This is a genomic window from Lentimicrobium sp. L6, assembly GCF_013166655.1.
In the GTDB taxonomy this organism is placed as follows: Bacteria; Bacteroidota; Bacteroidia; order Bacteroidales; family UBA12170; genus UBA12170.
Window position 1 is genome coordinate 1 of sequence record NZ_JABKCA010000109.1, and the last position, 10,860, is coordinate 10,860.

Here is a 10,860-nt window from a genome sequence, read left to right on the forward strand (position 1 = left end):
CTAATCAGTTTAATGGTCCAATGTGGCCTCAAGTTACAGAACTTGATGGTGTTGTTGATGCAAATGGTGAACTACAATTATTTGTAAAAGCCACTGGTACTTTTTCTACACATATTGATTCTATTGGATACTCCTATTCTTATAATTTAGATTATATCTATAATCTTGAAATCAATATGGACGGTGTGCAAAATGTATATTACGTGGACTCTATTGTTGCTGATGATGTGGAAGCATCTTCTGCCTATTCTTTAGGTGCTGAAGGTTGGGGTTCTAGACTGCGCGCCACAAGAAGTGATGATGGAACCGCTGTATTTGCGGTTTGGGCTGATACTGAAAATCCAGATAATTACGAAGGTGTGAATGGTGCTCCAAATATTAAGGCTGCTGGTAGATTGGTAAATGGTGGTGATTTCACAGATTTCCCTGTTACTAACTTTACTGCTGATGACCTATATGCAGGTTTCTATTTCTTCCATAATGTGGGTCAGATCAGTACAATAGAAGGTGATTATATTCACCTACCTGTTGTGACTACTGTAACTCCATCTGAATTTGGTTCTGGAAATGAGTTAACTCCTGTAACTCATAGTTTTGTAAAAGATGTTAAATTCCTTTGGGTAACTGGTTTAGAAGAAGCAAGTACTGTTGCTAATTTTGCTGTAACTCAAAACAGCCCTAACCCATTCTCAGGTTCTACAACTATCCAATTAACTAGTCAAGTGGTGGCTCCAGTTATGGTTGAAGTAAGTAACCTAATGGGACAAACAGTTTATACTATGGATGCTGGTATCATCAATAATACCATGCGTGTTGAACTTCCTGCTGCTAATTTAGAAGCTGGTGTTTATTTCTACACTGTTACTATTGGTAACGAAAGTATTTCTAAGAAAATGATTGTAGAATAAGCAATCGTTTATTAAAAAAAAGAGCTTGATTTATTAATCAAGCTCTTTTTTTTTGCCTTCGCCTTCCATATTCTGTTTTTTAACAAACTATTTCACTTAGTTAATATCCCGAAATTCACCTATTTTATTATTCAATAATAATAGTCTAAATGTATTGTTTTTACAGATGTTACAAGAATAACAAGTGTCCGTTTTTGAGAATATTTTATTAGGGGTTATGTGCAAGCTAAGCACAATGTGCTTTAAACACGCGTTATTACTGTGTTTGTACACGAAAATATTTCATATATTTGGAGCTTCTATTAATTAATTAAAAGCGTTCATATGAAAAAATTGTTACTATTTGTTTTAGTAGCGGGTTTTGCTATCTCCGGATTTTCGCAAAATAAGCCTGCTAAAGCTAAGTTAGAAAAGAGAGCTGCCGAACTTACAGAGCAAGCTCCTGTTGCTCCAAGACCAATGCCAGAAATTAATACTGACAGAGCGGTTAAGGAAGACATCAACAGAATCGTTGTTGGTACTGCGCATTCTCAAAGAAGTTTAAGAAGAGAAGAGCCACACGTTATTTATTATAATCCAGAATTGGATGTAATTAGTGTTACATTTATTTTAGATGGAGAAACTTACGATGTGGCCAATGAAGATGGTACTACTGGTATGTTCTATTCTGAAGATCATGGTCAAACATGGCAAGGTCCTGTTGTGGTTTCTGACAATACTGCAGAAGGTCTAACAAATTATTATCCTGCAGGTATAGTTTTCAATCCTGAAGGAAATACTTCTGTTGCTGATGCTTATGGCATCGGACAAAGTACTGCTGTAGATTGGAATTATAAAGTATATGGTTCTGCTATGATAGGTGGTGATGCTTTCACTAACTATGTATGGCAAGATACTGATCCAGATTATACTCATAATGGATATTGGAACCAGTATGGTTTACAACAAGTAAATAATGAAGTTCGTGCTTTAAACCTTAAAGCTAAAGGTGACTGGTCTTCTTTTACTGAAGCCGAATTCGAATTGATAGTAGGTGAATTAGACGGTGATGAGTTTGTGTGGGATTTCTCAAATACTCTTGAAGTTGAGGTTGATGTTGATCCTGCTGATGGTGTTATCCAGTGGACAGGTATGTATGTTGGAAGTGATTCTGGTCTTGAGATTTGCTGGTCTGCCGATGGTGAAACTGGGTATGTGTGGCTGAATGGTGTTTCTACTGAAGCTGCTACTGGTTATCAACCTATTCTTTATGTTACCAACGATGGTGGTGACTCTTGGGATTTTGTAGACTATGACTTATTAGATGGTGATGCTCAAGATTTCTTCTATGAGTTTTTGATCAATGCTGGTGGTACTGATATGGTGATTCCTAGATTCTTCGAATCAACAGGTGTTGTAGATGCTAATGGAAACCTTCAAATGTTTGCAGCTGTTGGTTCTCACTCTGCAGATGTAACTATGTATCCTGACTCAACTGGATATGCATGGGTTTATCCTGGTGATTTAGTAAGTATGACTTTTACTCCTGATGGTCTTCAAGAGTATATGTGGATCGATTCATTGAATACACAAAATGTAAATGATGAAGAAGGTTCTTATGCTGGTAATGGATGGCAACACCGGTTATTTGCTGCCAAAAATGCAACAGAAACTGAAGTATTCTTTACATGGACTGATACTAGAAATGTACCAGAGAGTGAATTAAATATTGAGCCAGATATCTTTGGTTGGTCAAAATGTATTACTGATGGTGTTACTATGGATTCTCCTGTATGTTTTACAGAAGGAACTTTATACGAAAAGTTTTACTATTACCCAGCTGGTGCTGAGTGGGCTTATATGAATGAGGATGGTAATTATACTATTCCTTATATCCAAGGTATTACTCCTGGTGAATTTGCAAGTAATGGTTCTGCTACTGCTGATGCTATCACTGTTAACTTCATTACAGGTATCGAGTTTGCTCCTTTATGTACTGTTGGTTTAGGCGAAATGAACACTACTTTAAGTATTGAGGTAGCTCAAAACTCTCCAAACCCATTCTCTACATTTACTACTGTTACTGTTAACAGTACTACTGTAGCTGATGTAAGAGTTGAAGTTAGTAACCTTATGGGACAGTCTGTTTATGCTATCAATGCAGGAATGATTAATGGTTCAATGAATATTGATATTCCAGCTACTGATTTACAAGCAGGTGTTTATTTTTACACCGTTACTATTGGTAACCAAAGTGTAACTAAGAAAATGATTGTGGAATAATATTCCTCAAATATCATATTTAAAAGGTCTGGCTGAAAAGCTGGACCTTTTTTGTGCTCCCCTGACAGCGCTCTGCCCAGACATTAAATCATAAGCCTTGAAAGGGCGCCATATGAATAGCCTCGAGCAAAGCCCTTGGATATGAATGCCATTTAGGTCGGCAAGATAGAGCAATAGCGAAGCTTTTTCTTATTGCCGACCTCTGAGTTAGAATCTAATTGGTTCATACTCCTTTTTCACCTTTTCTAAAAAGGTATAGTCAAAACCCCAAATGGAGTATGTTTAACAATATTGGAAACGTTTTAAATTTAGACCGGCGGAAAGCATTTCTGCTTGAGCTGGTTTATTATGTTGTCGAACCCACCCCAAGCTTAATTAGAAATCACTTTCTTGATAAGATTTATCTTTTGAGGCAACCATTTAGCTCATAGTAATCGTTATAGTATTTGAGATCATCCAACACGATTCTAGATAAATAGATAAAAATACAATATGGATGTATAAATGTATTATGTATATTTATAATGCCCTAATAAATAGTATGTATTGACAATAAAATATTAACGGAAAAGAAGAATATATCAAAATTTATCATTAGCTTTACGTTTTTAATTTTAAAAACTATTCATATGAGAAAAATTTTACTATTTACCTTGGCTTTGAGTATTTCTATCGGTGCAATGGCTGATGAGAAGAAAACAGCTAAAAAACACAAATCAGAGGCAAATTCAAAGAATAAGATTGATATGCCTATTGCACCAACCCAACCGGTTCCTGTGGTTTCTGCTGATTTTGATTTTAAAGGAACTCAATCTGTAGAGCGAGTTTATGTTGGGAAATCTGCTAATATCTATTCTGTCCTACTAGAAGATCAAAGATATTTTGATTATAATCAAGAATTAGGTACTTATGGATTCACATTTAGAACTGATCCTGCTACCTATCCAGAGGCACTAAATAGTGGTAATATTATTACAGCTACCTCATCTGATGGCGGTAATGCTTGGACTGACACTTGGTTAATGAATACTAGTGATGCGTGTAGATACCCTTCTGGAGTAATCTATAATCCTGATGGAAATACTGATCCTGCTCAAGCTTATATATTAAGCTGTGGCCCTGTAACAGATGGTGCTGGCTGGTTAAGTAACTATTTTGCTACATCGAAAGTAAATGGAGAAGAATTAGTAAATGAATTGATTCCAGTTGATCCAGAATGGTCTGGTAGCCAGCTGATTCGTAATGGTTTGCAAGTTTGTTCTGATGGTGTGGCCCATGTTGTGGATTCCAAATATCAAGATAATGGAGCAGGATTATCAACGGAGATGAATATTGCTGCATGGTATGCTGAGTTTAATGGTTCTGGTTTTGATTGGGATGTTGTAGATATTCCAGTAGATTTAGCTTTAAGAACCGATGGTACAACCTTTAACCTTTGGACTTTTGGTAATGCTTGGTCAAATGATGGTTCTGTTGGATATACCTGGATGAATGGTGTAGATGCTGAATTAGAAGGTGAAAGTGGATATTCTCCTATCGTATTTAGAACTGAAAATCAAGGTCAAGATTGGGATCAGATTGAGATTCCTCTTGAAGATAATGAAGTAATGAGTGAATACTTATGGGCTACTAATCAATTTAATGGACCCATGTGGCCTTTATTAAGTGAAATGGATGGCGTTGTTGATGCCAATGGCGATTTGCAACTATTTGTAAAAGTAACTGGTACTTTTTCAACTCACCCTGATTCCTTATTGTATTCTTATACTGGTAATCTAGATTATATCTATAATATTGAAGTTAGCGCTGATGGAATGCAAGAAGTAATGTATGTGGACTCTATTGTAGCTGATGATGTAGCTGATGGTTCTGCCTATGGTTTAGGTGATATTGGTTGGGGTTCAAGACTTCGCGCAACTAGAACTGAAGACGGTAGTGCTGTCTTTGCTGTTTGGGCCGATACTGATAATCCTGATAATTATGAAGGTGAAAATGGGGCACCAAATATTAAAACGGCTGGTAGGTTTGTGAATGGAGGTAGTTTCAATGTTGACTTCCCTAACACCAACTTTACTTATGATGATTTATATGCTGGATTCTATTTTTACCATAATGTAGGTCAAATATGTAAAACTGTAGGTAATTATATACAACTTCCAGTGGTCACGTCTGTTTCTCCATCTGAATTTGGTGGCGGATCTGATTTAGCTCCTGTAACACATAGTTATATTAATGGAATTGGATATTTGGTTGATGGTCTTGAAGATGGTCTTGTTGTAAGTGATAATAGTTTTACTGTTACTCAGAATCAACCGAATCCATTTTCTTCTTATACAACAATCGAATTATCTAGCAATATTATTAAATCTGTAATGATTGAAGTTAGTAATCTAATGGGGCAGTCAATTTATACTATAGATGCTGGTGTCATTAATGGAACCATGAAGGTTGAGCTTCCTGCTAATGATTTAGAAGCAGGTATTTATTTCTACACTGTTACCATTGGTAACGAAAGTGTAACTAAGAAAATGATTGTGGAATAATATTCCAAATACATATGTCATTTTAATTAATTAATAGAAGAAGGTCTGGCTTTATAGTCAGACCTTTTTTTGTTTGATGCTATTCCTAATAAATGTGAAATATTTCGGAAAATAATGTTAAAAACTAAACAATAAGAATAAGCTTGTTATTTTTGCAAAAATTTAAAGAAATATACTATGGAAATTAGTCAAAATAAAGTGGCCGCTATCACATATACACTCAAACAAGACAATGTAGAAGGTAAAGTAATCGAGACCATCGACGAAACTAAACCTGTTGAGTTTATCTTTGGGCAAGGCGGTTTGCTCCCAAGTTTCGAAAGTCAGCTGGATGGGATGAAAGCCGGAGAGGAATTTAATTTTGTGGTTCCTTGTGCCGAAGCTTATGGTGTTTTTAAAGAGGAATTATTAATCAAATTAAATAAAGATATTTTTGCTCAAGACGGAACCGTAAATGAGCAGATTCTTACTGTTGGTAATCAGATTCCAATGATGGATAGCCAAGGACGTAGAATGAATGGGGTTGTACGTGAGGTTGAAGAGACAGAAGTGAAAATGGATTTCAACCATCCTCTAGCTGGTCAAGATTTATTCTTTACCGGAAAGATAGAAATGGTTAGAGAAGCTACTTATGAGGAGCTAAATCCTCCAGCACACCATGGTTGCGGATGTGGTAGTGGATCAGGTGGTGGTTCTTGCGGCAGTTCTTCAAAAGATGAAAACTCAAATGACAGCTGTTGTAGTAGCGAAGAACAAGGTTCTTGCGGTTGTGGATAAGCATAGATAAGTCTTGCTGTAAAAATATACGGCAAGGGCTTGAAGCGAGAAGTTCGAAGCAAGGATTGTTATAAATATGCACTTCTTGCTTCTAGCTCCCTGCTTCAAGCCTTTTTTCTATATCATAGCTTAACCTAGCTCTATCTTCTAGCCCCAGCTCCATCGGATTTGTAATCCGATTTATTATATGCTTTTGATAACGAACGGATTGCAAACCTGTCCAAGCTGGTGTTTCAATTGAATCGCGTATTTATAAAATGCTGAGTAGGTTGTAAGAGATGGCTTCGCTGCGCTCGCCATGACCGTGCTTTCTATGAACCCCATTCGTAGTATGTCTCTCCGAAGGAAGGTCATTGCAAGCTTGGCGCAGGAAAGCATGGCAAACCAGCTCCATCGGATTTGTAATCCGATTTGATATATTTACTGTAAAAAAACGGATTGCAAATCCGTTCTAGCTGTTTTTTCATCTGAAAGGAACTTCTCACTTCCAGCTTCATTCTTCTCACTTCCAGCTTCATTCTTCTCACTTCCTTTTTGTATTTCCAGATCTAGTCTTTTCAATATACTTAATCATCTTGCGGCACTTATTCTGAATCCCTCTACTACCATCAGGATAAATCAGTTCAATCATATATTCTAGCTCATTGAATAGTTCAGGCTGGAATTTTGCTATTTGGAAGAATATATCCATGGCCATGGCCTTCACCGCAATTTCACTCTTATTGCTCATGATGGCATCGGCAGAATATTGAATAAGATAGGCATGATATGGCTCCGCTATTTCAACTCGCGATATGGTTCTTAAAAAGCAACGGAGGATGGCTTGAGATTTGATGTTCTCTAAGTTCGAAATTAACTCGTCTACATAAGGAATGACCAGATGAGGATATTTATCGAAGAGGGTGCTAAAATACCATGCACCACGTCGAGATATAGGCTCCTCCTCTTTTAAAATGATTTTTAGTAATTCTGGTATTCTTTCAGGTTGACGAGACAAAACTTCAGCCAAATCAAGGGCATGAACTTTTCCATAGTTCTTATTTAGAAAAGCTTCTATTTCATTCATAAGTCAGATTGATCAACTGTCACTTATTTATCTTCTTCTGACTCCACAATAATATCTGCTTCTACAGCAGGAGGATTCATTTGTTTGGCTACTTTTTTCATCATAAAAGCAAAATACATCATCACTCCACCAATAAGAATACTAATTACTCCTAATAATTGAATAATAAAACTGGCTACCATATCTTGTTTGAATAATAGAATCAAGCCTATAACGAGGGCCGCAAATCCATTTATTTTGAGTAGGGTAGCGTTTTTGATTTGTTTTGAATGTGCAAAACCTGTGTATAATTGGAAGATGCCAAGTATTAATGCCCATAGCCCGATTAAGATCAATAAAAATTCTAATAACCAACTAGGGTTCACGATTAATATCACACCTAGAGAAAGGTTGATTAAACCTTCTACCAACCAGAAGAACATATTTTTACCTTGTTTGGCATAGGAGAAAGCTCCAAAAACTAAGAATAACCCACTGAGTAGAATAATGATACCTGCCGCAAAACCGATAGTAGCTAGCGTTTGTTCTGGTACAAATAAGAATACAATTCCTGCAATAATAGCGATAGCGGCATTAGCCATCAATAAAAACCATTTGTTTTTTAAAGCTTCCATTTTATTTATTTTTTTCAAAGATAATAATTTTCGTTCTTTAAAACCTAGGGGAATTCTTTAATACAAGAGTAAGGGTCTGATAATAGCTATGCTTGAAACTAGCTCTATCGGATTTTCAATCCAATAATATAATCAACAAGTTATAATGAGCGTATTGCAAATCCACTCTAGCTAGTATAAAAAAAGCCCTAGATTTCTCTAGAGCTTTTCAAAATATTTTTGGTGTGAAGATTACTTCACTGTATTCATGTGCTTGATTAATTCAAGAACTTTGATGGAGTATCCCATTTCGTTATCATACCAAGAAATCACTTTCACGAAGTTGTCGTTTAAGCTAATTCCAGCATCAGCATCGAAAGTAGACGTACAAGACTCACCAACGAAATCCTGAGAAACAACAGCTTCTTCAGTATATCCTAAAACACCTTTCATTGGGCCTTCAGCAGCAGCTTTCATAGCAGCTTTTATAGCTTCGTAAGAAGCAGGCTTCTCTAAGCGAACAGTTAAATCCACAACAGAAACGTCGGCAGTAGGTACACGGAAAGCCATACCCGTTAATAATCCGTTTAATTCAGGAATTACTTTACCAACAGCTTTAGCAGCACCAGTAGAAGAAGGAATGATATTATTTCCAGCTCCACGTCCACCTCTCCAGTCTTTCATAGAAGGACCATCAACAGTTTTTTGTGTAGCGGTAGTAGCATGAACAGTAGTCATTAAGCCTTCAACAATACCGAAGTTGTCGTGAAGTACTTTAGAAATTGGAGCAAGACAGTTAGTTGTACAAGAAGCATTAGAAACAATGTTCATGTCAGCTGTGTATTTATCAAGGTTAACACCACACACAAACATTGGAGTAGCATCTTTAGATGGAGCAGACATTACTACTCTTTTTGCACCAGCATCGATATGAGCTTGAGCAGTTTCTTTAGTCAAGAATAAACCTGTGCTTTCAACAACGTATTCAGCATCTACTTCATTCCATTTTAAATCAGCTGGGTTTCTTTCGGCAGTAACGCGAATAGCGTAACCATTAACTACTAATTTCCCGTCTTTAACTTCTACGTCACCATCAAATCTACCATGAACAGAATCGTACTTAAGCATGTAAGCCATATATTCTACATCAATCAAATCGTTAATTCCAACAACTTGAATGCCTTCCATTTTAGCAGCAGCACGAAATACTAATCTTCCAATTCTACCAAATCCGTTAATTCCAACTTTAATTGTCGACATAATCCTAATATTTTCAGTTTATAAAATTTCTTTATTATTGAGATGGTAAAGATAGGTATTTTCCTTAAAAGCTAGATTCAATTTAGTCTTAAGAATTGATAATATTTCAGCGCAAACGTTTGAATCTCAGAAAAAGCAGGTATAATATAATACAGGCTAAAAAAAATGGAAAATAAATTGGCTGGCTTGAGCAGATTATTGCCATGAGAGAAAAAGAAAAAGTTCATAAACTAGGGTACGAAAACCTAAAAATAAGTATTAATAAACAGAACCTGCTCTATATTTACAATTCATAAATAAATATTTAATTCATTTGTATATAAAAAGAAAACACATATATTTGCTGTGATTAATTTAACAATCTTCGTATGTGCTCGATTCAAAATACTTGTAATAAAATAGATACAGTCTTTTCAGGAGCTGTAAGTATTTACCCCCCCCCCTCACTCATACATATCTGAATGTATATATAACAATATTTGATTCTCTATTTTTTGTTAAAGCTTCAGTCTATGTGGTCTATTAAGCAAACCTGTATGAGGATTTTTCGATTAGGGAAAAACAATTTTATTTAGCTAGTGGGCGGCCATTGTTTCACTTATTTGGTTCATTTTTCATGAAAAAGGAAGAAATAATCAGCCCGTCCTTAGCTCTCACCATTTTCGCAACAAATCCGGAGTAAACTTAGAAACGGGCCGAATAAGCTGCAAAATTAAAAATAATAGAGACGGATAGCAATTTTTTCAATGGCTATAGTCCAAGAAAGCCTATAAATAATTATTTATATAGAGGCTTTGATATAATTATGAAATCAAATGAAAAAACAAATTTTATATACCCTTTTTATTTTATTGATAACAAATGTAGTAGATGCACAAACATGGTCATTAAGTGGTAGAACTGACATTTATTATAATGCAGGTAAGGTAGGAATAGGAATAACAAACCCCTCGACCACTTTAGATGTTTCAGGCACCATATCGGCAACAGGGTTTAAAATGCCAGGAGGCCAAAATGGATATGTGCTCACTTCTGATGCCTATGGTAATGGAACATGGGTTGCAGCTAGCGGTGCTATTGGAGGAGGTAGTGACTCTCCGTGGAATACTTCAGGTTCCAATTTGTATTATAGCACTGGAAATGTAGGAATAGGAAAAGTGAGTTCTAGCGGTATAAGACTAGACGTAAATGGTAAAATAAGAACCAATACTGAATTGAACTTTGCTTCAACAGTAAATGGCTTGATTAGTTTCGGTAGTACAAATACAGGGAAAACGCTTTTATTAAAATCACTGTATGGAGGTGGTGGAGCTGGGAAGACAAGCATGAGAGGAATGAGTATTGATAAATGGGGAAATGTAGGAATAGGGACCGATGATGCCAATGATTCCAATGCATTGGAAGTAGCAGGAAAAACCAAAACCGAAAGCTTACAAATTACAAACGGTGTT

General features: G+C 36.1%; 8 protein-coding genes. 5 read left to right on the forward strand and 3 right to left on the reverse strand.

Annotated elements, in window-relative coordinates; all coding sequences use genetic code 11:
* From HNS38_RS18735 to HNS38_RS18750, 4 genes are all read left to right on the forward strand, one after another.
* Positions 1-908, forward strand: a 908-nt coding sequence (locus tag HNS38_RS18735; RefSeq protein ID WP_172346894.1) for a T9SS type A sorting domain-containing protein, incomplete at its 5' end; no start/stop codon positions are given.
* A 324-nt stretch (positions 909-1,232) separates the two neighbouring features.
* Positions 1,233-3,170: a T9SS type A sorting domain-containing protein gene (locus tag HNS38_RS18740; protein WP_172346895.1), complete on the forward strand. Its 1,938-nt coding sequence runs from the start codon at positions 1,233-1,235 to the stop codon at positions 3,168-3,170.
* 629 nt (positions 3,171-3,799) lie between these two features.
* Positions 3,800-5,713 carry a T9SS type A sorting domain-containing protein gene (locus HNS38_RS18745; protein WP_172283256.1) on the forward strand — a complete coding sequence of 638 codons (1,914 nt, stop codon included), beginning with the start codon at positions 3,800-3,802 and terminating at the stop codon, positions 5,711-5,713.
* Between the two features lie 177 nt (positions 5,714-5,890).
* Positions 5,891-6,490: a peptidylprolyl isomerase gene (locus HNS38_RS18750; protein ID WP_172346896.1), complete on the forward strand. Its 600-nt coding sequence runs from the start codon at positions 5,891-5,893 to the stop codon at positions 6,488-6,490.
* Between the two features lie 523 nt (positions 6,491-7,013).
* Here HNS38_RS18750 and HNS38_RS18755 read toward each other — a convergent pair.
* The 3 genes from HNS38_RS18755 to gap all read right to left on the reverse strand — a co-directional run bounded on the left by HNS38_RS18755 (position 7,014) and on the right by gap (position 9,409).
* On the reverse strand, positions 7,014-7,556 hold the full coding sequence (locus HNS38_RS18755; protein WP_172283250.1) for a hypothetical protein: 543 nt from the start codon (positions 7,554-7,556) through the stop codon (positions 7,014-7,016).
* A gap of 23 nt (positions 7,557-7,579) precedes the next feature.
* The gene (locus HNS38_RS18760) at positions 7,580-8,170 is read right to left on the reverse strand and encodes an HdeD family acid-resistance protein (RefSeq protein WP_172346897.1); all 591 of its coding nucleotides are present in this window, start codon (positions 8,168-8,170) and stop codon (positions 7,580-7,582) included.
* A 231-nt stretch (positions 8,171-8,401) separates the two neighbouring features.
* Positions 8,402-9,409, reverse strand: coding sequence for a type I glyceraldehyde-3-phosphate dehydrogenase (gene gap / locus HNS38_RS18765; RefSeq protein ID WP_172283246.1), 1,008 nt, complete (start codon positions 9,407-9,409; stop codon positions 8,402-8,404).
* An 815-nt stretch (positions 9,410-10,224) separates the two neighbouring features.
* Here gap and HNS38_RS18770 point away from each other — a divergent pair.
* On the forward strand, positions 10,225-10,860 hold a 636-nt coding region (locus HNS38_RS18770; RefSeq protein WP_371823823.1), incomplete at its 3' end, for a hypothetical protein.

Bases quoted from the DNA above. Each gene is read 5' to 3' on its own strand.
- HNS38_RS18740 (WP_172346895.1), top strand. From the start codon at position 1,233: ATGAAAAAATTGTTACTATTTGTTTTAGTAGCGGGTTTTGCTATCTCC.
- HNS38_RS18745 (WP_172283256.1), top strand. From the start codon at position 3,800: ATGAGAAAAATTTTACTATTTACCTTGGCTTTGAGTATTTCTATCGGT.
- HNS38_RS18750 (WP_172346896.1), top strand. From the start codon at position 5,891: ATGGAAATTAGTCAAAATAAAGTGGCCGCTATCACATATACACTCAAA.
- HNS38_RS18755 (WP_172283250.1), bottom strand. From the start codon at position 7,556: ATGAATGAAATAGAAGCTTTTCTAAATAAGAACTATGGAAAAGTTCAT.
- HNS38_RS18760 (WP_172346897.1), bottom strand. From the start codon at position 8,170: ATGGAAGCTTTAAAAAACAAATGGTTTTTATTGATGGCTAATGCCGCT.
- gap (WP_172283246.1), bottom strand. From the start codon at position 9,409: ATGTCGACAATTAAAGTTGGAATTAACGGATTTGGTAGAATTGGAAGA.